The 26,737-nt window shown below is 65.7% G+C and carries 26 protein-coding genes; 11 read left to right on the top strand and 15 right to left on the bottom strand.

What is annotated here, in order from left to right; genetic code table 11:
• Positions 1-425: 425 nt before the first annotated feature.
• Genes dnaB through rpsF form a run of 4 tightly spaced genes read right to left on the bottom strand, consistent with a single transcriptional unit; the run spans position 426 to position 2,973 of the window.
• Positions 426-1,883 (bottom strand): replicative DNA helicase, encoded by a 1,458-nt coding sequence (dnaB, locus tag ACP59X_RS09095; protein ID WP_428568228.1) that lies wholly within the window; start codon positions 1,881-1,883, stop codon positions 426-428.
• Positions 1,855-2,391 (bottom strand): 50S ribosomal protein L9, encoded by a 537-nt coding sequence (rplI, locus tag ACP59X_RS09090; RefSeq protein WP_428568225.1) that lies wholly within the window; start codon positions 2,389-2,391, stop codon positions 1,855-1,857. The genes dnaB and rplI overlap by 29 nt, the downstream gene beginning before the upstream one ends.
• A 12-nt stretch (positions 2,392-2,403) precedes the next feature.
• Positions 2,404-2,661, bottom strand: coding sequence for a 30S ribosomal protein S18 (gene rpsR / locus ACP59X_RS09085; RefSeq protein WP_428568223.1), 258 nt, complete (start codon positions 2,659-2,661; stop codon positions 2,404-2,406).
• A gap of 3 nt (positions 2,662-2,664) precedes the next feature.
• Complete coding sequence (rpsF, locus tag ACP59X_RS09080) at positions 2,665-2,973, bottom strand: 30S ribosomal protein S6 (protein ID WP_428568219.1); 309 nt, start codon at positions 2,971-2,973, stop codon at positions 2,665-2,667.
• Positions 2,974-3,165: 192 nt separating this feature from the next.
• Here rpsF and ACP59X_RS09075 point away from each other — a divergent pair, with 192 nt between their 5' ends.
• The gene (locus tag ACP59X_RS09075; protein ID WP_428568216.1) at positions 3,166-5,271 is read left to right on the top strand and encodes a SpoIIE family protein phosphatase; all 2,106 of its coding nucleotides are present in this window, start codon (positions 3,166-3,168) and stop codon (positions 5,269-5,271) included.
• A gap of 8 nt (positions 5,272-5,279) precedes the next feature.
• Here ACP59X_RS09075 and ACP59X_RS09070 read toward each other — a convergent pair whose 3' ends face one another.
• Together ACP59X_RS09070 and ACP59X_RS09065 are read right to left on the bottom strand one after the other, a co-directional pair.
• Positions 5,280-6,074 (bottom strand): nitroreductase family protein, encoded by a 795-nt coding sequence (locus tag ACP59X_RS09070; RefSeq protein ID WP_428568213.1) that lies wholly within the window; start codon positions 6,072-6,074, stop codon positions 5,280-5,282.
• Between the two features lie 281 nt (positions 6,075-6,355).
• Positions 6,356-6,946 carry a nitroreductase family protein gene (locus ACP59X_RS09065; RefSeq protein WP_428568210.1) on the bottom strand — a complete coding sequence of 197 codons (591 nt, stop codon included), beginning with the start codon at positions 6,944-6,946 and terminating at the stop codon, positions 6,356-6,358.
• A 437-nt stretch (positions 6,947-7,383) separates the two neighbouring features.
• On the opposite strand from ACP59X_RS09065, the gene ACP59X_RS09060 reads away from it, so the two are divergent.
• Together ACP59X_RS09060 and ACP59X_RS09055 are read left to right on the top strand one after the other, a co-directional pair.
• Entirely contained in the window at positions 7,384-7,788 is a 405-nt protein-coding gene (locus tag ACP59X_RS09060; RefSeq protein WP_428568208.1) for a response regulator, read from the top strand.
• Between the two features lie 969 nt (positions 7,789-8,757).
• Positions 8,758-9,198 (top strand): thermonuclease family protein, encoded by a 441-nt coding sequence (locus ACP59X_RS09055; RefSeq protein WP_428568205.1) that lies wholly within the window; start codon positions 8,758-8,760, stop codon positions 9,196-9,198.
• A 28-nt stretch (positions 9,199-9,226) separates the two neighbouring features.
• On the opposite strand, the gene ACP59X_RS09050 is transcribed toward ACP59X_RS09055, so the two are convergent.
• From ACP59X_RS09050 to ACP59X_RS09030, 5 genes are all read right to left on the bottom strand, one after another.
• Positions 9,227-10,066, bottom strand: coding sequence for a sulfotransferase family protein (locus tag ACP59X_RS09050; RefSeq protein ID WP_428568202.1), 840 nt, complete (start codon positions 10,064-10,066; stop codon positions 9,227-9,229).
• A 22-nt stretch (positions 10,067-10,088) separates the two neighbouring features.
• The gene (locus tag ACP59X_RS09045; protein ID WP_428568199.1) at positions 10,089-11,792 is read right to left on the bottom strand and encodes a dynamin family protein; all 1,704 of its coding nucleotides are present in this window, start codon (positions 11,790-11,792) and stop codon (positions 10,089-10,091) included.
• A gap of 19 nt (positions 11,793-11,811) precedes the next feature.
• The gene (locus tag ACP59X_RS09040) at positions 11,812-12,459 is read right to left on the bottom strand and encodes a hypothetical protein (RefSeq protein WP_428568196.1); all 648 of its coding nucleotides are present in this window, start codon (positions 12,457-12,459) and stop codon (positions 11,812-11,814) included.
• A gap of 203 nt (positions 12,460-12,662) precedes the next feature.
• The gene (locus tag ACP59X_RS09035) at positions 12,663-12,998 is read right to left on the bottom strand and encodes an STAS domain-containing protein (protein WP_428568194.1); all 336 of its coding nucleotides are present in this window, start codon (positions 12,996-12,998) and stop codon (positions 12,663-12,665) included.
• Positions 12,999-13,016: 18 nt separating this feature from the next.
• Positions 13,017-13,415, bottom strand: a complete 399-nt coding sequence (locus ACP59X_RS09030; protein WP_428568190.1) for an ATP-binding protein — start codon at positions 13,413-13,415, stop codon at positions 13,017-13,019.
• Between the two features lie 295 nt (positions 13,416-13,710).
• Between ACP59X_RS09030 and ACP59X_RS09025 the strand changes: the two genes are divergently transcribed.
• The gene (locus ACP59X_RS09025; RefSeq protein WP_428568185.1) at positions 13,711-14,529 is read left to right on the top strand and encodes a YkgJ family cysteine cluster protein; all 819 of its coding nucleotides are present in this window, start codon (positions 13,711-13,713) and stop codon (positions 14,527-14,529) included.
• Here ACP59X_RS09025 and ACP59X_RS09020 read toward each other — a convergent pair.
• Positions 14,526-15,833 (bottom strand): hypothetical protein, encoded by a 1,308-nt coding sequence (locus ACP59X_RS09020; protein ID WP_428568183.1) that lies wholly within the window; start codon positions 15,831-15,833, stop codon positions 14,526-14,528. The genes ACP59X_RS09025 and ACP59X_RS09020 overlap by 4 nt on opposite strands.
• A complete protein-coding gene (locus ACP59X_RS09015; RefSeq protein WP_428568180.1) occupies positions 15,830-16,360 on the bottom strand; it encodes a hypothetical protein in 531 nt (176 codons plus the stop codon). Before ACP59X_RS09015 ends, ACP59X_RS09020 begins: the two co-directional genes overlap by 4 nt.
• A 299-nt stretch (positions 16,361-16,659) precedes the next feature.
• On the opposite strand from ACP59X_RS09015, the gene ACP59X_RS09010 reads away from it, so the two are divergent.
• The 7 genes from ACP59X_RS09010 (at position 16,660) to ACP59X_RS08980 (ending at position 23,720) form a co-directional block, all read left to right on the top strand.
• A complete protein-coding gene (locus tag ACP59X_RS09010) occupies positions 16,660-17,205 on the top strand; it encodes a chemotaxis protein CheW (RefSeq protein ID WP_428568176.1) in 546 nt (181 codons plus the stop codon).
• 111 nt (positions 17,206-17,316) lie between these two features.
• Complete coding sequence (locus ACP59X_RS09005) at positions 17,317-17,484, top strand: hypothetical protein (protein ID WP_428568173.1); 168 nt, start codon at positions 17,317-17,319, stop codon at positions 17,482-17,484.
• Positions 17,485-17,582: 98 nt separating this feature from the next.
• Positions 17,583-18,680, top strand: coding sequence for a transposase (locus ACP59X_RS09000; RefSeq protein WP_428559722.1), 1,098 nt, complete (start codon positions 17,583-17,585; stop codon positions 18,678-18,680).
• A gap of 202 nt (positions 18,681-18,882) precedes the next feature.
• Positions 18,883-20,817, top strand: coding sequence for a methyl-accepting chemotaxis protein (locus tag ACP59X_RS08995; RefSeq protein ID WP_428568170.1), 1,935 nt, complete (start codon positions 18,883-18,885; stop codon positions 20,815-20,817).
• Between the two features lie 46 nt (positions 20,818-20,863).
• A complete protein-coding gene (locus tag ACP59X_RS08990; protein ID WP_428568167.1) occupies positions 20,864-23,020 on the top strand; it encodes a chemotaxis protein CheA in 2,157 nt (718 codons plus the stop codon).
• Between the two features lie 12 nt (positions 23,021-23,032).
• Positions 23,033-23,365, top strand: a complete 333-nt coding sequence (locus ACP59X_RS08985; RefSeq protein ID WP_428568164.1) for an STAS domain-containing protein — start codon at positions 23,033-23,035, stop codon at positions 23,363-23,365.
• Entirely contained in the window at positions 23,358-23,720 is a 363-nt protein-coding gene (locus ACP59X_RS08980) for a response regulator (RefSeq protein WP_428568161.1), read from the top strand. Before ACP59X_RS08985 ends, ACP59X_RS08980 begins: the two co-directional genes overlap by 8 nt.
• A gap of 183 nt (positions 23,721-23,903) precedes the next feature.
• On the opposite strand, the gene ACP59X_RS08975 is transcribed toward ACP59X_RS08980, so the two are convergent.
• Positions 23,904-25,001, bottom strand: coding sequence for a transposase (locus ACP59X_RS08975; RefSeq protein WP_428559722.1), 1,098 nt, complete (start codon positions 24,999-25,001; stop codon positions 23,904-23,906).
• Positions 25,002-25,290: 289 nt separating this feature from the next.
• Positions 25,291-26,649 (bottom strand): glycerate kinase type-2 family protein, encoded by a 1,359-nt coding sequence (locus tag ACP59X_RS08970; RefSeq protein WP_428568156.1) that lies wholly within the window; start codon positions 26,647-26,649, stop codon positions 25,291-25,293.
• Between the last annotated feature and the right edge of the window lie 88 nt (positions 26,650-26,737).

Genomic DNA, 26,737 nt, shown 5'->3' with positions numbered 1-26,737 from the left:
GCCGCCTCGCCGTACCCTTTGCGCCGGCGGGCCGGCCCGGCGGGGGCGGCAAGCGCTTCCCGGCCACGGCCGGCAGGCGTTGCCCCCGCTCCCCGACGGCCGCCCCGCCCGGGAAGGCCGCCCCGGACAAGGACGGATGGCCGCCAGGCCCAGGCGACCGCGCCCAGGCGGCAGGCGCCGGCCCGCGGCTGGGCAGCACCGCGGCGACATTGCCGTTTTCTCAAATACCGTTCGTTCCCTTGCCGAGGTCCCTGGCCGAATCCGAGGCGCAGCCCGTCGTGGCTGTGCGGCCTGGCCCGCCCCCTTCACGGGGCGCCTCCTCGTGTCGCGTCCTCAAAATGCGTGCATCCGAATTTCGAGAGCAACAGACTTAAATAATTATTTTTTTCGATAAAATAGCAACATATTTTTGAGCGAACGCCACACTAGCCGAAGCCCAGTTCGGACGGGGGCGGGATGTCGGAAAGATTCTCGAAGGACGTGGATTCCTTGAAAAAGGTCAGCCGCACCATGCCCGTGGGGCCGTTTCGCTGCTTGCCGATGATGATTTCGGCCACGTTGTCCTCGGGCGTGAGTTCCTCTTTCTTCTTATAGGCGGCGGCCCGGTAGAGGAAGATGATGACGTCGGCGTCCTGTTCGATGGCGCCCGATTCGCGAAGGTCGGACATCATGGGACGCTTGTCGGCGCGCTCCTCGACCTTGCGGTTGAGCTGGGACAGGGCGATGACCGGCAGGTGCAGCTCCTTGGCCAGGGCCTTGAGGCTTCGGGAGATGTCGGAAATCTCCTGCTCGCGCGAATCGAGGTGGCGCGAGGCCCGCATGAGCTGCAGGTAGTCCACCACGACCAGGCCCAGGCCGTGTTCGGCCTTGAGGCGCCGGCAGCGGGCGCGCAGGTCCATGGTGGTGATGGCCGGGGTGTCGTCGACGTAAATGGGCGCGGCGGAAAGATGGTTGGCGGCGTCGTAGAGCTTGGCCCAATCCTCGTCGTCGAGCCGCCCCCGGCGCAGCTTGGCCAGGTCGACCCTGCCCCAGCAGCACAGCATGCGCTGCATGATCTGCTCCATGGACATTTCGAGCGAAAACACGGCCGTGGGCACGCCGTGCATGGCCGCGCCGCGCATGGCCACGTTCATGGCAAAGGCGGTCTTGCCCATGGAGGGCCGGCCGGCGATGATGATGAGGTCGGAGGGCTGGAGCCCGGCCGTGTATTCGTCGAACTGGTAGTAGCCGGTGGGCACGCCGGTGACCAGTTCCTTGTTTTCCATGCGCTTTTCGATCTGCTCGAAAACGCGGGTGACGAGGTCCTTGGAGGAGTGCAGGCCCTTGGTGGTTTTCGAGTCGGCGATGGCGAAGATGGCCTGCTCGGATTCGTCGAGGAGCTTTTCGGTTTCCTGGCCGCCTTCGTAGCAGCGGCTGATGATGTCCACGGCCGCGCCGATGAGCTTTCGCTGCACGGCCTTTTCGCGCACGATGCCGGCGTGGTGCAGGGCGTTGGCCGCGGCGATGGTGGAGCCGGTCAGCTCGGCCAGGTAGGCCGGGCCGCCGACCTCGTCCAGGCGGCCCGAGGCGCGCAGGGCCTCGGCCAGGGAAACCAGGTCGATGGGGGCGTTTTGGCGCGAAAGATCGAGGATCGCCTGAAAGATGCAGCGGTGGGCCGGGGAGTAGAAATCGTCCTCGCCGACCAGGTCGACGAGATTAAACAGGATGGAGTTCTTGAGTAAAATCCCCCCCAGAACCGCCTGCTCGGCTTCGAGGTTCTGGGGGGGGACTTTTTTGAGGACGTCGGCGGAGACCCGCTCCAGGGCCTGCCCGGAGAGCGGCTCGCCGCTTCCGACAAGGCCGGAAGACTTGGCGTTACGCGGTTTCTTCCTCGGGCTGTCCATCGGCTTCGGCGGAGGCGGGGGCGGAAGCGGCCGGGGCGGCCAGCACTTCCTCTTCCTCGTTGCCACCCTGGCGCACGACCGTGACGCTGACCTTGCCGCGCAGTTCCGGCAAGAGCTTCACGGCCACTTCGTACTGGCCCAGCGCCCGGATGGGCTCGTCGAGCACGATCTTCTTGCGGTCGATCTCGACGCCGGCGGCGGCCAGCTTGTCGGCGATGATCGCGGAGGTGACGGAGCCGTAGAGCTTGTCGCCCTCGCCCACGCGCACCTCGATGACGATGACGGCGGCGGCCAGCTTGTCGGCCAGGGTCTGGGCCGCGCCCATGAGCGCGTCCCGCTTGGCCTGCAGTTTCTTGCGCTCGTTTTCGAAACGGCGCAGGTTGGCTTCGGTGGCCAGCATGGCCAGGCCTTGGGGGATCAGATAGTTGCGGCCGTAGCCGGGCTTGACGGCGACCTTGTCGCCAAGTCTGCCCAGGTTCTCCACGTCCGCGCGCAAAATGAGTTCCATGGCGTCCCTACCTTACATTTTCTTGAGGAGCTCGGCGCTGTGGGTGGCCGTGTAGTACAGAAGGGCCATCTGCCGGGCGCGCTTGATCTGCAGGGTCAGGCGACGCTGGCACTTGGCGCAGGTGCCGGTGATGCGCCGGGCGATGATCTTGCCGCGATCCGTGACGAAATCCTTGAGGATGTCCGGACGCTTGTAGTCGATGGGCAGGTTCTTGTTGGCGCAGAAACGGCAGAACTTCTTCTTCGGGGTGAATTTTTTCTTGAACGCCATGGCTTACGCTCCCTCGGGCACGTACTTGTCGGCAATCTTGACGGTGACGAACTTCATGATGCCGTCGGTGATGCGCACGATGCGCTCGAATTCGGCGATGGCCGTGGCCGGGGCGGCGAACTCGAAACGGGTGTAATGGCCGCGGGTCTTTTTCTGGACGGGATAGGCCAGCTCGCGCATGCCCCATTCGTCCACGGCCAGCATGCTGGCCTCCTGGCGCTCGAGAACACCCTTGAGGTTCTCGAGGATCTCCTGCCGGTTGTCGGCTGCGAGCTCGGGGGAGAGCAGCAGCAGCGCTTCGTACTTCCGCATGGTTCCTCCTTGTGGTCCATGGCCCTTCCTCCCGGGGTCATCCCATCGGAAAGAGCAAGGCGAAGGGGAGTCGTTACCCGCTGCGCCCCGGCCTGTCAAGGCCGTTGGCCCGCTTCTTGCCAAACCGCCGCCGCATCCCTAGAAATGGACCGACAGCACCCTCCATCCCCCTTCGCCGGCGCCGAGGAGTCCATGCGCATACGCACCAAACTGCTTCTGATCCTCCTGGTCCTGGCCGTGCCGCCCCTTGTGGCCATCAGTTTCTACGCCCTGCGCGAGGGCCGGCTGCTCGGCGACGAACTGGCCGAACGGGCAGCCCTCTCCTACCGCCATGCCGCCGAGCAGGAATTGGGGCTCATGGTGGACCTCATCGGCGAGGACTTAAACGACAACCGGCGCCTGATGGAACTGTCCGTGGCCCTGCTCGCCCAGGAGGCCCGCACGGCCCTGTCCGGCCCGGCGGACACGGCCACCCCGGCCCGCACGGCCGAGGAATTCGACGCCGCCGGCGGGCTGCCGCCGGGGCTGGCCCCCCTGCCCGACTACCCCGTGCCGTCCACGGCCCAGGCCCTGTCCCTCAGCCACCCCCGGGGCACGGCCCTGGCCAAGGGCAAGGCCGACCGGCTGGCCGGGCTGTTGCCCACCATGGAACTGCTGCGGGCCAAACTGACGGACAACATGCTCTGGGCCTACGTGGCCCTGCCCGACGGCCTCATGGCCAGCTTCCCGGGCCACGGCCGCCTGCCCGAAACCTACGACCCCCGGCAGCGTTCCTGGTACAAGGAGGCGCTCGCCCGCAAGGAGGCCGCCTGGAGCATCCTGGTCGACGCCTCCACGGGCCGGCTGACGGCCACGGTCTCCACGCCGGTCACCGCCGCCGACGGGCGGCTGCTGGGCGTGGCCGCCATCGACGCGCCGCTCGAGGCCATGCTGCCGGAAAGCGACCTGTCGCGGCGGTGGGGCACGGGGGTCAAGGCGCTGCTCGTGCGGCGCGACGAAGCCGCCGGCGACCGGGCGCTGGAAGTCATCGGCAGCCAGAATTTCCTGAGCACGGCCCTGACCTGGAACACGCCGCTGGCGCCGGAACCCTTCGCGGCCAGCGACCCGGCCGCCGCCGGCCGGCTGGCCGCGGCCATCGCCTCCAAAAAGCCGGTCCAGCTCGCGATGGCCCTGGATGGCCAGGACTTTTTCGCCGTGTTCAAGCCCTTTCCCGACACCCCGGCCGGGCTTTTGGTGCTCGTGCCGCGCGAGGCCGTGCTGCGCCAGGCCGACACGGCCGAAGCGGCCATCCTGGCCCGCACCCAGGGCATGCTGACCGTGGTCGTGGCCGCGAGCCTGCTGGCCGTGGCCGGCGCGGTGGTGCTGGCCTCCTTCGGCGCCCGGGCCGTCACGAAACCCGTCACGGCCCTGTGCCAGGCGGCGGGCAAGCTGGCCCAGGGCGACCTGGACTCCCGCGCCCCGGTCACCGGCCGCGACGAACTGGCCCACCTGGCCATGACCTTCAATGCCATGGCCCCCAAGCTGGCCGAGCGGCTGCGGCTCAAGCAGGACATGCTTCTGGCCATGGAGGTGCAGCAAAACCTGCTGCCGAACGCCCCGCCGACGCTTGCCGGCCTGGACATAGCCGGCTCCACCCGGTTTTGCGACGAGACCGGCGGCGATTATTTCGATTTCCTGACCATCGAGGGCGACGGCCAGGGCGGGCTCGACGTGATCGTCGGCGACGCCACGGGCCACGGCATCGCGGCGGCGCTTTTCATGGCCACGGGCCGGGCGCTGTTGCGCGGCGGCCGGGCCGGCCGGGCCGATCCGGCCGGGCTGATCAGCCTGGCCAATGCCCTGCTGTGCCGCGACACCATGGACTCGGGCCGGTTCCTGACGCTTTTTTACCTGCGCCTGGCTGGCGGCGGCCTGGCCCCGGCCGGCCATCTGGAGTGGGCCAGGGCCGGCCACGACCCGGCACTGATCTACGACCCGGCCACCGACACCTTCGGTGAACTCATGGGGCCGGGGCTGCCCCTTGGCGTCCTGCCCGACTACGCCTACGAGGGCCAGTCCCACCCGGGGCTCAAGCCCGGCCAGGTCCTGGCGCTCGGCACGGACGGCATCTGGGAGGCCCGAAATCCGGCCGGCGAGATGTACGGCAAGGACCGCTTCCGGGCGGTCATCCGGGCCCATGCCATGTCCCCGGCCGGGGACATCCTGGCCGCCGCCCACAAGGACGTGGCCGATTTCCAGGCCGGGGCCCCCCGCGACGACGACATCACCCTGGTCATCGTCAAGGCCGATATCGCGTAAGGCCGCCCCTACAGCCAGCGGGCCTGGACGGGGTTGCGCGGCGGCACGCCGGCATAGCGGGCTTTCGGGTAGCCGAGCATGAGCCCGCCGTGGACCTTCTGGCCCTCGGGCAGGTCGAGCGCCCGGGCCACGGCCGGATCGCCGTTGGCGGCGGCGGTCAGAAGCCCGGCCCAGCAAGTGCCCAGGCCCCGGGACACGGCGGCCAGTTCCATGAACGTCAGCGCGATGCCGCAGTCGGCTGCGCCGAAGCGCGCCGCGACATCGGTGTAGACCACGGCCAGGGCCGGCGCGCCGCGCAGGAAATAGTCGAGCCCGCGCTCCCACATGGCCGAATACTTCGGCCGCAGGCCGTTTCGGGCGAAAAAGGCGGCCGTAAGCCCGGCCAATTCCCGGACCTTGGCCGGATCGACCGTGACGATCCAGCGGATCTCCTGCTCGTTGGAAGCGGTGGGGGCGTGGCGGGCCACGTCGAGGAGCTCCTCCAGCACCTCGCGGGGCAGGGGCTTGTCCTTGTAGGCCCGGATGGAGCGCCGGCCGCGCAGCATCCCGTCCACCACGGCCGGCTCGGGCCAGGCACGCAGGTTCTCCCGCACGCCCACGGCCGGATCGACCGCGTCCACCCGGCTGTTGGCCAAGGCGCCGTGGGGGCACACGGCCACGCAATGCCCGCAGGCGTTGCACACGGCCGCATCGACCGCGACCGGCCCCCCCTCCCCGTCCGCGCCCAGCGCTCCGCTCGGGCACACCAACACGCACAACCCGTCCTTCTTGCACTTGGCCGCATCGACCGTAATCAGCTCCATCCCGGACCTCCTTGCTGACGACACATCCGCCGACGGCATCCGCCGGCTCGGCAACAGACCCTACCCGCACCGGGAAGGTTTGCAAGCAGGCACGCGAAAGTGGCGTGCTCCCCTGGAGGATACCGGGAGAAAATCGGGGGGTGCGCCGGCCGGACCCGGAGGCAGGGGGCGGGGCCGGCCGACGGTCCCTGAGGAAGGGGGGACCCGTTATGCGCGCTTACGGGTCGGCGCGGCGATCCGCGCGAAAACACTCGGGCCAAGGCCCGAAGACGGCAACACCTTTACAACCAGATGATCCGGGTTCCCGGCATAGCCTCCGGACGCGCGGTGCGCGAGCCGGGATAGCCGATGAAAACAGCGGCATGGACCATGGCCGCGTCCGGTATGGCGAGCGCCGCGGCGAGTTCCGGGCAGCCGGCCGCCGCCTGGACCATTTCGCCGGCAAAGCACACGCCAAGCCCGGCGCCCAAGGCCAGCCATTCCATGCGGGCCACGGCCAGGGAGCAGGCCGCGGCGGCAGCTTCGTCCCGAGGCCCAAAGGCCACGGCCATATGGGGCGCGCCGCCGAAGACCACTTCCCGGGCCTTGCCCTCGGGCCCCAGGCCGTCGACCAGGATGCCCTCCCGGCGCAACCAGCCGGCGGCCAGGTCCGACATCCGGTCCATGGCCGGTTCGGATTCCACCATGACGAACCGGGCCTGTCCCGGGGCGTCGCCGGGCTGGGCCCAACTGGCGGCAGCCACGAGATCGCGCAGCACCCGCATGGAAACGACCCTGTCGGCGAAGACCCGGACAGAGCGGCGGCTTTTCATGAAAGCGGACTGGGACCGCGAGGCGCAGCCCATAAGGCCGCAACGCCCGGCGGCGGCCATGGCCCGTCCCGGTTGGAAACTGTCCGCGGCCGGGGTGTCGACAGCCGGAAATACGACGGTGTTGCCGGTGGCGGCCGCGAGGGCGGGCGTTGCCGACACCCCACGCAACGCCGGCCGGCCGGGCGTGTTGTGGTGGCCATGTACTGGTGGCGTTGCGGCCCCGGTTGGACATCGGAAGGGAACCCCTCTGATATACATGATGTTCCCTGTCGTCGCCGTGCCTTCTTGCTGTTCGTTCTCCATAGCATGCTCCTTAAGACCTGGGGTCTTATTCCATGCCTTACGCCCATCGCAGCACCGGCACAACGGGACGTTTTTCCTAGAAAAGCGTGAGCCATCACCCCGTGAACGCCAGTGCTCACAGGTTTTTTCTTGATAATTCCCTAAAGAAAGCATATGCTTTTTTTTATTGGATGCATGTTGCAAGGAGAAGCCCCATGCGGGTGCTTGTCGTGGACGACGATCCGGCCAGCCGCCATGTCCTGGCCGCCCACCTCGCCGGCTTGGCCCACTGCGTCATGTGCGCCAGCGGCCCGGAAGCCCTGGAGACGGTCCGTCAGGCCTTGGCCGGGGGCGAGGCCTTCGACGTGGTTTTTCTGGACATCATCATGCCCCACATGGACGGCCACGAGACCCTGGCCCATCTTCGCGAGATCGAGGAAGCCGCCGGTGTCCCCCCCGAGGGCCGCATGCGGGCCGTCATGGTCACCTCCATGGACGACGAGACCAACACCATGACCGCGCTGTTCGACAGCCAGGTTTCGGCCTATCTGGTCAAGCCGGCCAACCGGTCCGTGTTGCTCGAAAAGCTCGTGGCCCTGGACCTGCTCTCCCTGGAGTAGGCGCCCGGGTAGCCGCGCGGCCGATGCCCCCGCGCCGCAAGGCGTCTTCCGGGGAAGCGAACAAGCCCCACCGCCCTCACGCGTTGCCACGTCCAGCGCTGACCTTGCCCACGCCGGGGAGCCTTGGCGCAATCGATCCCAGGTGTTGTCGCGGCGCCTCTCACCGACGGATGCATTCCGGATCGACGGCCTCAGCCCAACCCCTCGCACGCCATCCGAAATGACACGTGACCCTGGCGACCGCGAAAAGCCGTTGCGGCGTTCCTGGCTGACTCCGGTTGGCACACTCCCCACCCTGACGGTCCACAGGGCTTCCGGGCCTGCCTCCATACAGGTTCGCGAGGTCAAAAGTGGCAAAGCCCTGTTGGGCTGGCTCCCTTTGTTGCATCAGACCAAGTGAACACTCCGCGATTGCAGCCGACCCTCTTCACGCGTCATCAGACCCGCCACCCCAAAGGATCGCCAGCACGCCCAAGACTCCAGTCACTACCGCCGACCCTATCTTGATCGCTTTCCCCGTACCGCTCGTCATCTTCCACTGCCTCCCGCATTCGCGACAGGCATAGTCATACTCCGTCACGCTGCTGTTGAACATATTCGTGTTCTCCGAGCCGCAAAAAGGACAAAGGATACTCTCTTCCATCGTCATCACCCGTGGTTTTCTGTTCTCCGAGCAAACATCCGACCATCTCCTTGTGCGGACAAATAATATCGTTTTTTATATATCGATGCAACTCGAAATCGACCCTGGCCACAGTCTCGCCGCAACGGCCAAAACGCGACCCGAGCAGGCCACTGCGCACGTTTGCCTGCCTCCTCCAAACGCGGCAGTACCCGTGCATATCCAAGAATTATAAGCTCCTCCACAGTCCGGCCAATGGCTCCCTTCGCCGACGAAGCGAGGCAATCGCAGGGCTTGATCGTATATTTATTTTTATATATAAGCAAACACGAGAAAGAGGTTTGCCCATGGTCCGCTTCCCACGCGTGCTCCCCTTTGCCGTGGTCCGCATCGCCTGCCTCGGCTTGGCCGCGCTCAGCCTGACCGTGCCTAGCCTGGATGCGGGCGGGCGCGACTACGGCAGTGTCGGGGCCGTGGTGGTGCGGGTGTGCGACGGGGATACGGTGGTGGTGGACATCCCGGACTATCCGGCGGTGATGGGCCAAGGGATACGGGTGCGCCTTTCCGGCGTGAACGCCCCGGAGTTGCGTGCGGAAAACCCCGTGGAGCGGGAAGCGGCCAGGCGGGCCCGGGAGGCCATGGAACGGCTCCTGCCGCCGGGAACGCCGGTGACCCTGTCCGGCATCCGCCGCGACAAGTATTTCCGCCTCGATGCCGCCGTCCGGGTGGACGGCCGGGACGCGGCCGACGCCCTGGGCCTGGCCGCCAGCCCCCAGGCCGCGCCCTGAACGCGCCGTGCGGGACGGCGACCGCCCATTACCCCTTGGGGTTGTCGATGGCGCCCGCTTCCTTGCCGGCACGGGCGTCGAGCAGCCGGCACAGCGTCTGAAACTTGCCCAAAAGCCGGCGATGCCGGGCCAGGCGGCCGGCCAGGCCGGCCCCGCCGGCGGCCAGGCGTTCCTCGAACAGTTCAACGGCGAAGGCATATAGCGCCGCGTCCAGGGCGTTGCGCCCAGCCACGAGTTCCCGCTCCTCGGGTGTGGCCCGTTCGCCAGGCGGCCGGCGCAGGACGTTTTGCCGTTCGTAGAGGAGGTCCGTCAGGCCCAGGGCGTCGGCCAAAAGCAGCAGGCTCTCGTCGAAGCGCTCGGTGAGCCCGAAACACACAAAGCGCCGGCGCAGGTTCTCCCGGGCCGTGTCCAGGGCCGCTTGCGGCCGGTCGTCGGGGTCGAGCCCGGACAGCACCCGGGTCATGAAGTTGGCGCCCTTGTAGCGCAAAAGCTGGTGCCCGCTCGTGACATAGGCGCGCAGGTCCATGCCGGGTTCGTTGAGCAGGCCGTGGAGGTGCTGCTGCGGCCAGGCGCGCAGGAAGAAATACTCGGAAATCACCCGGTCCACGGGCTCGCGCAGGAAGGTGAAGGCCCGCACGGGCACGTCGTAGAAGGTGAAGGCCTTATAGTCGGTCAGGAGCACATGGCCCTGGATCAGGCGCAGGCCTTCCAGGCGTTCCCGGTCGATGACGGCGTTTCGGGCGAAATCGTCGCGGGAATAGAGGGAAAGGATTTCCTTGGGCGCGAACCGGCGTTCCAGGAGCCGGTTGAGCGTGGTGCCGGCCGTGCGCGGCATGTGCAGGAACAAAAAAGGCGGCTCGCCCGTCATGGGCCGGTCTCCCGCATGCCGGCTAGGCCGGGTCGAAGGCGGCCAGGGCCGCCTCCAGGGCGTCGCGCCGGGCGGTGAGTGCCTCCAGGCTGCGGCGCCGGTCGGCCACGTCGTCGAAAAAGGGTTCGAAGCGGGTTGTGAGCTCCCGGAAGATCCGGTCCACGCGCGCGGCCAGGCGTTCGTCGAGTTCCCGGCGCAGCCGCTCCCCGCCGCCGGCCAGACGCCGGCGCAGCTCGGCCAGAACGCGCGGCCGCTGCCAGAAAAGGGCGCTGCCGGCGAGCAATGCGCCCAGGGCCGCCACGACCCCGCCCGTCACGTCGATGACCGTGCTCTTGACGGCCACGGCGAAAATCGTGCCCAGCACCACCAGCGCCCCGCCCAGGGCCGCTTTCGGGTCCATGCCCGTGACACTGCCGGGATCGAGGCCGGAAAGCGGGCCGCCGTCGGCCAAAAGCGCCTCCACCCCGGCGGCGACCTCGGACAGGACCCGCTGGCGCTGCTCGCCCAGGGCGTCGGCCGGCAGCTCCTCGTCGCGGCGCTGGCGGCGCAGTTCGTCGAGCAGCAGCTGGGCCGAGCCGGTGACGCTCTCGAAGACATGCTGGGCGCCTTGGCGGGCGATGGACTCGACCTCGCGCTCCAGGTCGGCGGCGAAGGTTTCGCCGAGCTGCTTGAGGCGCTCCGCCGGGCCGGCCTGGCTGCCCCGCCGCCACAAGCCGGCCAGGCTGCGGCCGAGCATGCCGGTAAAGGTCAATTCCCGGGCAAAGGCCGCCTCGAACTCGCCGGAAAGCCGGGCATAGGCCGCCTCGACCCGGGTGCGCAGCACCTCGGCCTCGCGCCCGGCCGCCAATCGGGCCGCCTCCAGGCGCTTGGCGATGCGCGCGGCCTCGGCCGTGTCGGCCGCCAGTTCCCGGGACCGGGCCTCGAGGCCGGTGGCCAGGTCGGCCAGAAGGCGCAGGGCCGAGCGGCGCGTGGCGTCGAGCTTGGCCGCGAAATGGCCGCCCGAGGCGGTCAACTCGCGGATGTGGCGGCGCAGGGCCTCGATGCCGCCGGCGGCGGGGTCGGTGCGGCTCACCGTTGACGAGACGAGAAAGATGGTGGGGTCGGCCATGCCGCGCTGCCCGGCCAGTTCCCGCAGCCGGGCGGTGTTGACCGCGATCTGCTCGGCCGTGGCCAGGTCGGCCTGGGTCAGGGCGAAGGCGACGTTGCGGCGCCAGGCCTCGGCGGCCAGGTCATGGAAGTCCCAGGCCGCGCGGGAATAGGGGTTGAGGGCCGAAAAGACGAAAAGCACCAGGTCGGCCCGGGGAATGAACCGTTCGGTGATCTCCTGGTGGCGGTCGATGATGCTGTCCACGCCCGGCGTGTCCACGATGGCCAGGCCGTCGAGGATGGGGTTGTCCAGCGTCACCCGGGTCAGCAGCGCCCCGGCGTCCGTTTCGCCGGGCTCGGCGGCCCGGGTGATGACGCGGATGCGGTCCGTGCAGGGGTCCGGGGCCACGGCCGTGACCTCGGCGTCGAGCAAGGCGTTGATCAGGCTGCTCTTGCCGGTCTTGACCTCGCCGACGACGACCAGGAAAAACGGTTCCAGGGCGTGCTGCGCCAGTTCGGCGGCCACGGCCTCCAGGTCCGACCGGCCGCACCGGGCCGCCAGTTCGCCCAACCGGCCCACGAGCCCGGACAGTTCGGTCCGGCGCGCAAGAAACCGCGACTCCAGCAACGCGCTTGCCACGACACCTCCGCGCCCCGCGTCAGCGAGGCAAAAACCAATCCAGACCCAGGCTTTCGGCTTCCACGGCCTGGGCGCCGTTGGCCGCCCCGGCGCCCGAGGCCTTGCGTTTGACGGCCTGGCACAGCTCTTCCTCGCGCACCATGCCGGTCGCGGCCAGGCGGATGGAGTTGCCGTCGGTAAAGGCGCCGTCCTCGCCCTCGTAGTGCATGAGGATGAGGCTGACCGGTTCGCCGCCGGGGGTCCGCAGGCTCCATTTCCAGGTGCGCAGGGTGCCGAAGGCGTTGCCCCGCCATTCCCGGGGTTCGCCGTAGCGCTTCTTGAGCGCCTCCATGATCTTGTTGAAAAAGGCCAGGGAGTCGTCGGCGTAGTTCATCTTGACGCGCACCACCCGGCCGGGCTTGGCGCAAAGCCCCACGTCGGCGTAGCCGCTGCGGTAGCCGGGCACGGCCGCCACGGGAACGATGCCGAGGGAGGGGCGCTGGGGCGAGCGGTCGATGTCCACCGAGGCCAGCTTGCCGGCCAGTTGGTCGACAGATTGCCCCAGGCGGATGCCGGCCAGTTCCACGGGGCCGTCCGCGGCCCGGGCCGGCCCGGGGGCGGCCAGCAATGACAGGGACAGGACGGCCGCAACGGCCAGGTGCAACGGAAAACGGGAATCAACGTTCATGACGACACTCTCTCCCCGAAACGCCCGCTCCCGGCACCACCGCCGCCACGCCGCCACGGCGCGGTGCCCAGGCAAGCGCATCGCCCGGAAGCAACGCCGCCGGGCCTGGTGTTGTGTCCCACACAAATTCGAGAGCATTGAAAAAAACAATTCTTCCGCTCTATTGTTTACGAAAACCAGCGTTTCCCCGCCACGGGGCGACCCTAGGCGAAATGGCCCAGGGCCTCCTCCTGGCTGGCGTAGATGGGGAAAATCTCCGTATAGCCGGAAATTTCGAACACTTCCTTCATGTAATCCTTGATGGTGGACAAAACAAGCTTGCCCTGGTTTTTCTTGAGCTGCTGCAAGGCCAGGAGCAGGACGCGCAGCCCCGTGGAATTGATGTAGTCCACGTCCTTGAAGTCCATGAGCAGCTTTTTTTTGCCCTGGCCGAGAATCTCCATGACCTTGTCCTCGAGCACCTTGGAGGTGTTGCTGTCCAGGCGGCCGCCCAGCTCGAGCACCGTGACCTCGCCGTTTTCCTTCTCCACAAGCTGCATCTCTCGCCCCCCTTTGCGTTAATCGATATCCTTTTCCAGTATCAGCCGGTTCGTGCCGCCCACCCGCTCGTAGGCGACCCGATCCATGATCGTGCGCACCAGATGGATGCCGAGCCCGCCGATGCGGCGCTCGTCGACCGCTGCCTCCAGATTCGGCGGCCCGGCCGTGAGCGGATCGAAGGGCCTTGCGTCGTCCTCGATGACAAAACGCAGACGCCGCCCCTCCTGGCCCATGAACACGTCGATGGCGTGCTCGGCCTCGTCGGCGTAGCCGTAGTTGATGATGTTGGTGAGGAGCTCGTCGAGGACCAGGCGGATCTGGAAGCGCAGCTTGGCGGCCAGGCCATGGGCCTCGCCAAAGGCCTCCACCGCGTCGGCCAGGCGGTCGAGTTCCAGCAGGCGGTTGCCGATTCGCAAGGAAAAGCCCGGTTGCATCCTGTCCCCGAGGCGAAGGTCACCGCCCCCGCTGGCCTGGCCCCAAGGCCGGCACGTTATGCCGCGCGCCGCGGCGACGCGAACGGGCGGCAGTTGCGCCGCCGGCCCCGTGCCGCCGCCCCCCAAGGCGTTGCCGTCGGGGCCGGCGCCCGACCGATCCCCGCTCAATTTCTGTTTTTTGCCGGCCTGTCAAGGCAGCGGCCGCCACGCGGCCGGCCGGCGGGTTGCCAAGGTGCCCTGGCGGACGTAGAAGCCCCGGGCAAGGAGCCATGCCGCCATGAAAGACTTAAACGACGCCCTGGCCGAAGGCCAGGCCGACGCCACTGAAGCCTTCCTCGAATCCCTGCCCGAGCTTGCGGCCGGGGAGACCTTCCGTTTCGCCTGCCATCCGCAGGTGCCGTGCTTCAACGCCTGCTGTTCCGACCTCACCCTCATGCTCACGCCCTACGACGTCTTGCGCCTGCGCCGGGCGCTTGGGGTTTCGTCGGCCGATTTCCTCACCCACTTCGCCCATCGGGTCACCATCCCCGATTCCGGCTTTCCCATGCCGCGCCTGAAAATGCGCGAGGAACGCCAGAAGCGCTGCCCCTTCGTGTCCGCCGAGGGCTGCAAGGTCTACGGCAACCGGCCCGGGGCCTGCCGGACCTATCCCCTGGGCCGGGCCAGCCGCCTGGACGAGGCCGGCAACGTGATGGAACAGTTCTTCGTCGTGCGCGAACCGCACTGCCAGGGCTTCGAGGAGGAGGCCAACTGGGACGCGGCCGCCTGGCTGGCCGACCAGGAACTGGCCGTCTACAACGCGGCCAACGACCGCTACATGCGGCTGATGGCCCTGGCCCGGGGCAAGGGGGCGCGGCTGACGTCCAAGCAGGAGCAAATGGTCTGGCTGGCCCTGTACCAGCCCGATGCCTTCCAGGACTTTATTGCCAAGATGGACCTGTTCCGGCTGGTGGAGATCGACGAGGGCCGCAAGGCCGCGGTCGCAGCCGACGAGGAAGCGGCCCTGGCCTTTGGCCTGGACTGGCTGGAACTGGCCTTTTTCGGCATCGAGGAAGGGCTGCGGCGCAAGCGCCCGCCCCGGCCCGACGCCGATTAAGGCAGGCCCCAGGCCTGGCGCTCGCGCGAGTAGACTGCCTCGGGCAGCACGGCCAACACGGGCGCGGCCGCCGGGTCGAGCCAGGCGGCCAGGGCCGCGACGGCCTCCTCGGGACAGCCGATCGAACCGCCGGTGGCCGGCCCGGAGGCTTGGCGCACGTTGAGGAACAGGCAGGCCCCGGCCTGGGGGTCGGGCTGGTCGCGGTTGTGGGCTATGACCACGCCCCAGACGTTGGCCCGGTCGTCGCGCACCATGCGTTCCTGGCCGGCCGCCCCGCCCGCCCCCCGCTCCCCCGGCCCGACGACGCGGCCGAAAAGGGGCGAGGCGGCCTCGGTGACGCAGGCCGCCCGGTCCGTCAGCGCCACATAGGGCAAACGCACGCCCGCTCCTTTGGCCGCCTCCTCCCCGGCATACCCGAACGCCTCGGGCAGGGCGAAAAGCCCGGCCGGGCTGCGGCCGTCGCCCTGACGCTTGACCGGCCCGTCGGCCAGGGGCACCAGCCCCCGCCCGACGCCCAGGCCGTTTCGCCCCAGCCGGCAGGCCACGACCGGGCCGGCCTGCCGCCAGGGAGCGCCGGGGCCCGTGCGTTCGAAGCGGCGCAGCTCGCCGGAATCGGCGGCAAAATCCCTGGCCACGACCAGCACCAGCTGCCGGCAGGCGGCCACGGGGAAAGACTGGGTCGCCGCGCCGCCACCCGGGGCGGCGGTGGGCCACGGGGATTCGGCCGACGGGGCCTTGTCCGGGCTGGGGGGACTCGCCGACGCAACCACCGGCCCGGGGCGGGCCGTTTGCCCTGGCGCCGTTGCCGCCCCGGCCCCGGCCGGGGCGGTTTGGCCCGGGGCCTGCCCCGGGCCGAAAAGGGCCGGTGCCAACGGGGCGGACGGGGACGGCCCCGCAGCGGGAGCCGACGGCGCGGCGGCCGGGGACGCAGGAGGGACGACGGGCGACGGCGAGGCGGCCTGGACCGTATTTGCGGCGGTGCGGCCGGCGAAAAGCCGGCCGGCGGCCGGATCGGACAGGGGCGGGCCCGCGGCCCGGTTGGCCCCCCCCGCAGGGCCGGCCTCGAGGGAAGCGGAAAGGTCCTGCCGGTAATCCGGCGCCAGCACGGCCGCGCCGCCGGCCCCCCGGCCATGGACATCCTCGGGCCGCACCACCGGCGTCTTGCCGGTCAGCGTCTCCCTGTCCCCGGCCGGCGGGTCCTCGGAGCAGCCAAGGCTGGCCAGGACAAACCCCAGGGCCAAGGCTGCAAGCCCCCCGACAGCCAACCGGCGCCACATGCGCCGCCCCCCCCGCTCGCCGCTCATGCCTCGCTCGGCTCCCCGGCGGCGGCCGGCCCCGGTGTGTCGGCCGGTTCCGGTGTCGCGGCCGCGTCCGGCAGCCCGGCTTTGGGGCGCCGTTTGGGCCCCTTGGCACCGGCCAGCAACGTAGCCAATTTTTCGGCGGCCCGGCTGGCCTCCTCGGCCTTGCCCAGAAAATGCATTTCGCCGCGCGGGGAGATCCAATGCCAGCCGGCCGGCTTGACGAGCTCGGTCGCTCCGTGTTTTTCTAAAAACTCGAGTGACTTTACCGACTCCAATTCCACGGCCAGGGAGTCCAGCAACGTGTCGGCCTCGAAAACGGCTTCGGCGTAGCGAAAGATCTCGAAGGCGCCGTGGGCCACGTCGAAGAGCGAAAAATCGCCTTTTTTGCGTTTGCCGGACAACACGGCCTCAAGGGTGGCCAAATCGGCCCGCAAGGCCTTGAGTTCCTTGAGCGCCGCCTCGCGGGCCGCCTCGCGCCGCTCCTGGAGGGTCTTGCCGACAGCCGCCGTGGCGGCGCGTTTGGGGGGCATGGGCACCTCGCTTGTTTGCAACAGGATAGCCCCAAATGCGTCAAATGTGGAGCCATAATTGCCCCGGCCCCGCTGGGGGCGGGCCGCCGAACAGCCGGAAACGCGACCGCCGGCCTTGTGACCCGGGCGCCGCGAAAACGCCGACGCCGCGACACACGTAGCGTACAAGGTAATAGAATAAAAAACATTGTCCTGACCGTTCGAACCGTGTAACTACGCTATTCACAAGCTACCGTTCAGTCATTTGCCGCCGTTGGGCGATACGCCGTCGAACCGCACAACACCGCAAGGGGACCGCCATGGCCGCAACCGACCAATCCCAAAGCCAGCGCTTTCTCACCCTGACGCTTGGGCAGGAGATCTTTGCCATTGACATCTTTTCCGTGCGGGAGATCCTCGACTACGCCGAGATCACCCGCATCCCCCAAACACCGGAATTCATGCGCGGGGTGGTCAACGTGCGGGGCAGCGCCGTGCCGGTGGTGGACCTCAAGATGAAGTTCGGCCTGGGCCAGGTGGAACGCAGCCTCAACACCCGTATCGTCATCGTGGAAATCCGCCGTGACGACGCCGTTTCGGTCATGGGCGCCCTGGCCGATTCGGTCAAGGAAGTGCTGGAACTGGAAACCGACCGCATCGACCCGCCACCCCGCATGGGCGCCGCCGTGCGGGCCGATTTCATACGGGGCATCGGCAAGCACGCCGAGCGGTTCATCCTGATCCTCGACGTGGACAAGGTGTTTTCCACCGACGAGGTCCAAGACATGTCGCAATTTTTCGGCGAAGGGCCGTCGGCCGGAAGCGTTTCCGCCCCGTCCGCCGGGGACGAGGACTTTTTCCGTTAGGCGCCGCGCCGATCGTCGCATGTCGGACTCGTTCAATTTCTCCGCAACCGTGCCACGCCTGAGCCGTCCCGTAAGGCGTGGCGAAAGCGTCGGCCTTAACGGGAGCCTGCCATGTTGAAAAATCGTGGTCTCGCCTTCAAGCTCGGATGCGGCTTTGGCCTGCTGATCCTGCTGGCCGTCATCGTCGCCGGCGTGGGCGCCCTGAGCCTCAACCAGCTCCTGGAACGCTCGGCCAAAATGCAAACCGAGGGTTTTGCAAAAATCGGTTTTGCTAAATAATCCTGCAAAACCGTATGGATAGGAGTAGAACGGAAGCTGGTTATGTGGTAGTTTGAGTTCACCACAAACCTAAACTAAAACCACACGAGCCAGCTTCCATGAGACTCCTATCACGCATCCTCGGTGCCATACAAGGTTCTTTGATTCCATGTTTAGAAGAAAAGTTTGGTTCTTTGACAGATAAGCAGAAAAGACTCGTTGAGATTATTGAGTTGGTTCGCATAGAAGATCATATTTCGGATTTGCCTCGATTCGGAAGAGGTAGGCCATCATATAGTCGCGCAGCTATTGCCAGAGCGTTTATTGCGAAAGCTGTTTTAAATTTTCCTAACACAAGGGCTCTCGTTGAAGCGTTGCAATTGATGCCAAGTCTTAGACGGATTTGCGGTTTTGAAGAACACAAAACTATTCCGCATGAATCTGTATTTAGTCGTGCATTTTCAGAATTCTCTTTAAAAGGTTTGCCTCAAAATGCCCATGAAAGACTTGTCAGGCTACATTGTAGCGAACGATTGATTGGGCATATTAGTCGTGATTCGACAGAAATTAACGCCAGAGAAAAACCAACTAAAAAAATGAATCCGCCCAAACCCAAAAAACGCCGCCGCAGGGGGCGGCCGATTAATAGCAAGACAAAGCCAAAGACAAAGAAGCTACTTGAGCGACAGATAGAAATGACTAGCGACGAAGCCAGAATGACTCTTCCTATGGCATGTGATATCGGTGCTAAATCTAGCAGTAAGGGGCATTTTCGTCGATGGATTGGATATAAATTACATATTGATTCGGCGGATGGTCAAATTCCTATCAGTTGTATACTTACTTCTGCTTCACTACACGATAGTCAGGCAGCCATACCGTTGGCAAAAATGTCCGCTGAACGAGTAACAAGTCTCTATGACTTGATGGATTCAGCGTACGATTCCAAAACAATTCGCGACTTTAGTCGTTCATTGGGGCACGTTCCGATTATTGATTTTAACAAAAGACGCAATGGAATAAAAAAAGAAATGGAGCCAGCAACTAGCATTCGATACAGAGAAAGAACTAATTCTGAACGTGTTAACAGCCGTCTTAAAGATGATTTTGGCGGAAGAAGTCTTATGGTTCGCGGTGGACCTAAGGTCTTTGCTCATCTTATGTTTGGCATCCTTGCGTTGACAGCAGATCAATTGATTCGTTTGTTGACAGTATAGCAACAATATGATTTTGATACTCATAAATCAGGATATTCGTTTCTGAATTATGTGCAAAATAGAAACACGACAGCATTAAAACACATTAGTGTTTAAAAATGAGCACTCATGCCCGTTGGAATGTGTTAATTCTGTAGCTCGTATTATTTTTGCAAAACCCTCAACCGTCAGCGATATCAGCGATTATATCACCAACGCCCGCATGGACATGCTGTATTTCATCAATACAAAGGACATGTCGCGCCTGGAGCGCCTGCGCAAAAACCTGTCCGCGGCCAGGGACGAGGCCCTCAAGCTCAAGCAGACCCTGGCCGATCCCCGCAACCGCGAACGCATGGACGCCCTGGTCGCGGAAATCACCGCCTACGAGGCCGGCCTCACCCGCTACCTCGAAGCCGGGAAAACCCACGAGGAGACGCTCAAGGCCCTGGTGGACGCGGCCGGCGCCCTGCAAAAGGCTGCCGAGGACCTGGCCAAGCGCCAGTCCGAGGCCATGACCAAGGCCGCCGCCGCCGGCACGGAAGCCATGGCCAAGGCCTCCACCATCCGCAGCCGCGTCGACGGCTTGATCCAGCAGTTCCTGCGCTCCCGCATCGAAGTCCTCTACTACCTGTGGAAGGGCGAGAAGGGGCGCATGGACACCGCCCGGGAGATCCTGGATGGCCTGGCCAACACCGGCCGGGATATCCAGAACCTCATGACCGATACCGAGGACCGGGCCGTGCTGTCCGATATCCTCGGCCGGGCCGAAGCCTACAAAAGCCGCATGGACGGCTTCGTCGCCGCCAGCGACACCCAGGCCGTCGTGGCCAAGGAAATGGCCGCCGCCGCCGACAGGGCGGCCAAGGTCGCCGCCGACGCCACGGAAGTCCAGAAGGAAAGCATGCTGCGGGAGTCGCGCACGGCCAACCTGGTGAGCCTGGCGTCCGCCGCCGCCGCCTTGCTTTTGGGCATCCTTTTCGCCACGCTGATCACCAAGGGCATCCTGCGCGGCGTCAAAAAGGCCATCACCGCGGCCGAGGCCGTCTCCCACGGCGACCTCGAGGTGGACGTCACGGCCGAGGGCCGCGACGAGATCGGCACGCTGCTTGCCGCCATGGGCCGCATGATCGAGGCCGAACGGACCACGGCCGAAACCGCCGGACGCCTGGCCGACGGCGACCTGACCGTCTCCGTCGCCCCCCGTTCGGACAAGGACGTGATGCTTCTGAGCCTGGCCGAAATGATCGACAAGCTGCGCGACGTGGTGGGCGAGGTCCAGTCCGGGGCGGAAAACGTGGCCTCGGGCAGCGAGGAAATGAGCGCCTCGGCCGAATCCCTGTCCCAGGGGGCCACGGAGCAGGCCTCGGCCGTGGAGGAATCCTCCTCGGCCATGGAGGAGATGGCCTCGAGCATCAGCCAGAACGCCGACAACGCCAGCCAGACCGAATCCATCGCCGTCAAGGCCGCCAGCGACGCCCGCGAATCCGGCCAGGCCGTGGGCCAGGCCGTGGCCGCCATGAAGGAGATCGCCGGCCGGATTTCCATCATCGAGGAGATCGCCCGGCAAACGGATCTTTTGGCCTTAAACGCCGCCGTGGAAGCGGCCCGGGCCGGGGAGCACGGCCGGGGCTTCGCCGTGGTGGCCGCCGAGGTGCGCAAGCTGGCCGAACGCAGCCAGACGGCCGCCTCGGAAATCACCCAGCTCTCGCGCACCACCACCAGCGTGGCCGAACGGGCCGGGGAACTCCTGGCCAAGCTCGTGCCCGACATCCAGCGCACGGCCGACCTCGTCCAGGAAATCAATTCCGCCAGCCAAGAACAGTCCACCGGTGCCGGCCAGGTCAACAAGGCCCTGCAACAGCTCGACCAGGTCATCCAGCAAAACGCCTCGGCATCCGAGGAACTGGCCTCCACCTCCGAGGAACTGTCGGCCCAGGCCGAACAGCTCCAGGCCAGCATCGCCTATTTCCGGCTCGACGCCGGCCTGCGCCCGGCCCAGGCCCTGCCCGGGGCCGCGAAAAAGGCTCCGGCCCAGTCCGGTCCGGCCAAGGCGCTGCCGGCCAAGACCAAGCCCGCCCAGCCCAGACGGGAAAAAACCAAGGCCGCGCTGAGCATCGACATGGGTAATGACGACGACCAGTTCGAACGGTTCTAGGGCCGGGCGCGCCGCTGGCGCGTGACCCGGGCCTCGGAGGCGCGCAATGTCCGAGATCGATCCGTCTATCGCCATCTACGTCGAGGAGACCCGCGAACTCCTGGGCGAACTGGAGCGCGGCCTGCTCGACCTGGAAAACAACCCCGCCGACATGGAGCGCGTGGATGCCTGCTTCCGGGCCATGCACACCATCAAGGGCGGCGGGGCCATGTTCGGCTTCGACGAGATTTCCCGCTTCACCCACGACGTGGAAACCGTCCTCGACCGCGTGCGCTCGGGCGCCCTGCCCGTGACGCGCGAGCTGTTGACCCTGACCCTGGCCGCCAAGGACCACATCCTGGCCCTGCTCGAAGCCCCGGGCAAGACCGGCCCCGAGCTGCGCCAGGCCTCCGACGACCTGCTCGTTTCCTTCGCCGCCTTCCTGCCCGGCGGCAGCCACGACCGCGCCGCGCCGGCCGAACCCGTGGCCGCGCCGCCGTCCCGGGCCCCGGACGAGGGGCACTACGCCTGCGAAGCCGTTCCCGGCCCGCCGGGCATCTACTGGGTCCGGTTCCGGCCGGCCGCCCGCATCCTGCATTCGGGCAACGACCCGGTGCGCCTGCTGGCCGAGCTCCAGTCCCTGGGCCGGGTGCGCGTGCTGCGCCACGGCCCCCTGCCCGACCTCGATGCCCCGGATTTCGACCCCGAGGAAACCTACGGCGTCTTCGACCTGCTCGTACGCACGCCGTGCGGGCCAAACAGCCTGCGCGACGTCTTCATCTTCGTCGAAGGCGACTCCGACGTCTTCATCGAGTGCATCCACCAGGGCGACCTGCGCGAGGCCGACCTGGAGGAGTTGCTGCGCGCCCTGGCGGGCCTGGACGCCGCGCCGCCGGACGTCGTCCTGGACACGCTGTCCCGGGCCCTTGCCGCCAAGCTGGCCGTCATCTCCGAGGCCAAGGCCCGGCTTGCGGCCAAACGGGAACAGCTCGGCACCCTGGCGGCGGGCCAGGAACGCCCGTCGCAAAAGGCCGCCGCCACCCTGCGCGTGGACGCGGCCCGCCTGGACAGCGTGGTCAGCATGGCCGGCGAACTGGTCATCCTCCAGTCCCGCCTGCGCCAGGCCGTGCGGGCCCGCGACCTCGACGCCGCCGCCGCCGTGGACGAGGACCTCGAACGCCTGACCGACGCCATGCGCGACGTGGCGCTCGGGCTTCGCATGCTGCCCATCGGCTCCGTGTTCAGCCAGTTCACGCGGCTTTTGCGCGACCTCTCGGCCAACCTCGGCAAGGAGGTCGAATTCGTGGCCCTGGGCGGCGACACGGAACTGGACAAGACCGTCATCGACCGCATCAAGGACCCGCTGGTGCACCTGTTGCGCAACAGCCTCGACCACGGCATCGAGCCGCCGGCCGACCGCCGGGCCGCCGGCAAGCCCGAACGCGGCCGCGTCACCCTCTCGGCCAGCCATTCCGGCGGCAACGTCGTCATCGCCATCACCGACGACGGCCGGGGCATCGACGTCGCGGCCGTGCGCGAAAAGGCCGTGGAACGGGGGCTCATCGCCCCGGAGGCCGAGATGACCGACAAGGACGTGCTGGAGCTCATCTTCGCCCCGGGCTTTTCCACGGCCGAAAAGGTCTCGGACATCTCCGGCCGGGGCGTGGGCATGGACGTGGTCAAACGCAACATCGAGGCCCTGCGCGGCATGGTCGAGCTGGAAAGCACGCTGGGCCAGGGGGCCACGGTCACCATCAAGCTGCCGCTGACCCTGGCCATCATCGACGGCTTTTCGGTGGTCGTCGGCGGCGACTCCTTCATCGTGCCCCTGGTCAACCTGCGCGGCTTCCAGGAACGCTTTCCCGAGGGCGAGGTGCGCACGGTGGAAAACATGGAGCGCATGGGCGAACTGATCCCGGTGGTCAGCCTGCGGCGGCTGTTCGACGTGCCGGGCGGCCAGCCCGGCTACGAGCGTGTGGTGGTCACCGAGGTCGAAGGCGAGATGGTCGGCTTTTGCGTGGACAAGGTCGTGGGCCGCCAGCAGGCCGTCATCAAGAGCCTGGACGACTGCTACCGCCACCTCAAATGGATTTCCGGCACCACGATCAACGGCGACGGCAGCATCTCGCTCATCCTGGACGTGCCCCAGCTCGTCCGGTTCGTGCGCGGGCAGGAAGAGTCCCGCTTGCAGATGGCCAAGGCCTCCCGTACACTCAGCCAGTAGGAGCGGCGACACATGGAAGCGTTGCAGCAAAAGGAAGGCGACCGCCTGACCCTGGCCATTTCCGGCAAATGCACCGTGGAACACGCCGGCGCCTTGCGCCAGGCGCTGCTGCATGCCGTGGCCGCCGGCGGCGACCTCGACCTGGACGTATCGGGCGTGGACGAAGTGGACGTGACCTTTTTGCAGCTCGTGCTGGCCACGGCGCTGTCGCTTTCCCGCGAGCGGCGCCTCCTTGGCCGGCGCGGCGCCCTAAGCGAAGCCTGCCTCCAGGCGGCGCGCGTTTCCGGATTCGACCAGACGCCCCAGCTCAAACCCTTTTTTGCCGACGGGGATCACGATGGCTAAGCGAATCATGACCGTGGACGATTCGGCCAGCGTGCGCCAGATGGTGGCGTTCACGCTCAAGAAGGAAGGTTACGACGTCGTGGAGGCGTCCGACGGCAAGGACGCCCTGTCCAAGCTTTCCGGCACCGTGGACATGGTCATCACCGACCTCAACATGCCCAACCTCGACGGCATCGGGCTCATCAAGGCCATCCGGGCCCAGGCCGCCTACAAGTTCATTCCCATCGTCATGCTCACCACCGAATCCCAGGCCGGCAAGAAGGCCGAAGGCAAGTCTGCCGGGGCCACGGGCTGGATCGTCAAGCCCTTCACCCCGGACCAGCTGGTGGCCGTGGTCAAAAAGGTCCTGCGGTAGTGTTGCGCCCTTAAAAAATACGAGGGTTTTGCAAAAATAATACGAGCTACAGAATTAACACATTCCAACGGGCATGAGTGCTCATTTTTAAACACTAATGTGTTTTAATGCTGTCGTGTTTCTATTTTGCACATAATTCAGAAACGAATATCCTGATTTATGAGTATCAAAATCATATTGTTGCTATACTGTCAACAAACGAATCAATTGATCTGCTGTCAACGCAAGGATGCCAAACATAAGATGAGCAAAGACCTTAGGTCCACCGCGAACCATAAGACTTCTTCCGCCAAAATCATCTTTAAGACGGCTGTTAACACGTTCAGAATTAGTTCTTTCTCTGTATCGAATGCTAGTTGCTGGCTCCATTTCTTTTTTTATTCCATTGCGTCTTTTGTTAAAATCAATAATCGGAACGTGCCCCAATGAACGACTAAAGTCGCGAATTGTTTTGGAATCGTACGCTGAATCCATCAAGTCATAGAGACTTGTTACTCGTTCAGCGGACATTTTTGCCAACGGTATGGCTGCCTGACTATCGTGTAGTGAAGCAGAAGTAAGTATACAACTGATAGGAATTTGACCATCCGCCGAATCAATATGTAATTTATATCCAATCCATCGACGAAAATGCCCCTTACTGCTAGATTTAGCACCGATATCACATGCCATAGGAAGAGTCATTCTGGCTTCGTCGCTAGTCATTTCTATCTGTCGCTCAAGTAGCTTCTTTGTCTTTGGCTTTGTCTTGCTATTAATCGGCCGCCCCCTGCGGCGGCGTTTTTTGGGTTTGGGCGGATTCATTTTTTTAGTTGGTTTTTCTCTGGCGTTAATTTCTGTCGAATCACGACTAATATGCCCAATCAATCGTTCGCTACAATGTAGCCTGACAAGTCTTTCATGGGCATTTTGAGGCAAACCTTTTAAAGAGAATTCTGAAAATGCACGACTAAATACAGATTCATGCGGAATAGTTTTGTGTTCTTCAAAACCGCAAATCCGTCTAAGACTTGGCATCAATTGCAACGCTTCAACGAGAGCCCTTGTGTTAGGAAAATTTAAAACAGCTTTCGCAATAAACGCTCTGGCAATAGCTGCGCGACTATATGATGGCCTACCTCTTCCGAATCGAGGCAAATCCGAAATATGATCTTCTATGCGAACCAACTCAATAATCTCAACGAGTCTTTTCTGCTTATCTGTCAAAGAACCAAACTTTTCTTCTAAACATGGAATCAAAGAACCTTGTATGGCACCGAGGATGCGTGATAGGAGTCTCATGGAAGCTGGCTCGTGTGGTTTTAGTTTAGGTTTGTGGTGAACTCAAACTACCACATAACCAGCTTCCGTTCTACTCCTATCCATACGGTTTTGCAGGATTATTTAGCAAAACCGATTTTTGCAAAACCCTCAATACGATCGTATTTTTTAAGAAAAAATAATTATTTTTGGCTGTTGTACCTGTACAGGCATCTGCCTTTTCAAGGACGCAACACGCTCCGCGCCCCCTCCCCCGCCCCCTTGGCCCGCCCGGTTCGCGCCGGGCGGGCCTTTTCCTGGCCCGCCCCCGTCAGGGCACCAGCAGCACCTTGATGTCGCAGACGTTGGTGTTGGTGGGGCCGGTCTTGAGCAGCCGGCCCACGGCCGCGAAATAGTGGTAGGCGTCGTTGTTGGCCAGGTAGTCGTCCACGGCCAGGCCCAAGGCGGCCGCCTGGCGCAGGATGGCCAGGGAGGCGAAGGCGCCGGTGGCGTCGGTGGGGCCGTCGGAGCCGTCGGTGGAGGCGGCCAGGAACACGGCCTCCTCGGCGTTTTTCGGGTCGCGGCCGAGCCCGGCCAAAAAAGCCAGGGCCATCTCCTGGTTGCGCCCGCCCTTGCCCGTTCCCCGGATGGTCACCGTGGTCTCGCCGCCAGCGATGACGCAGGCCGGGCGCGGCAGGGGCACGCCGTATTCGGCGATGTCCCGGGCCATGCCCAGAAAAAGGTGGGCCATCTCCCTGGCCTCGCCGGTTAAGTGCGAGGTCAGCACCACCGTGGCGTAGCCGAGCGCGGCCGCCTTGTCCCGGGCGGCCAGCAGGGCCTGGAAATTGGTGCCCACGAGCACGGTGCGGGTGTCGGCGAAGACCGGGTCGCCGGGCTTGGGCGTGTCGGGCAGCCGGCCGGCGGCCACGCCTTCGAGCACGGCCAGGGCTTGGGGGGCGATGGTCTCGGCCACGCCGTAACGGGCCAGCACGGCCAGGGCGTCGGCGCCGGTGGTCGGGTCGGGCACGGTGGGGCCGCTGCCGATGACGTCGAGGTCGTCGCCCACCACGTCGGACAGCAACAGCCCCAGGCAGGCCGCCGGGGCGATGGCCGCCGCCAGCCGGCCGCCCTTGACCGCCGACAGCTTCTTGCGCACGCAGTTGATGTCCTGGATGGTCGCCCCGCAGGCAAGCAGCACCCGGGTGGTCTGCTGCTTGTCGGCCAGGGTCAGGGGCTGGCCCGGGCAGGTCAGTGGCGCGGCCAGGATGGCCGAAGCGCCGCCCGAGACCAGCACGATGACCAGATCGTCCCGGCCGGCCGTGGCGGCCAGGCCGAGCACGGCATCGGCCGCCGCGGCGCTGCGCGCGTCGGGCACGGGATGGGCCGCCTCCAGGAGGCGAATGCGGGAAAGCGTTTCCCGGTAGCCTTCCTTGACCGCCACCAGGCCGCCCGTGATGCGCCCGCCGAGCAGGCGCTCGAGCCCGAGCGCCATCCGGGCCGAGGCCTTGCCCGCGCCGAGCACGTAGATGTGGCGGTACCGCGACAGGTCGTATTCGTGGCACTCGGTTTCGGTCGTCACCCGCAGCGTGTCCCCGGTCAGGGACAGCACCCGGCCCATCATGGCCAGGGGATCGACCCGGGCAAGGCCTGCCCGGAAAATCGCCTCGGCGTCGGCAACGGGGTCGCCCATGGCCTCCTCCCGGAAAACGGTCCGTGGGACCTGGTTTTTTACGGCTGTGCCAGGGCCGTTGCCCGCCGTCAAGAACGTCCGGGCTGGC

It is taken from the genome of Solidesulfovibrio sp. DCME (assembly GCF_049995385.1).
Taxonomy (GTDB): domain Bacteria; phylum Desulfobacterota; class Desulfovibrionia; order Desulfovibrionales; family Desulfovibrionaceae; genus Solidesulfovibrio.
The sequence above is the reverse complement of the archived record's forward strand: the minus strand, read 5'-3'. Positions and strand labels throughout refer to the sequence as shown.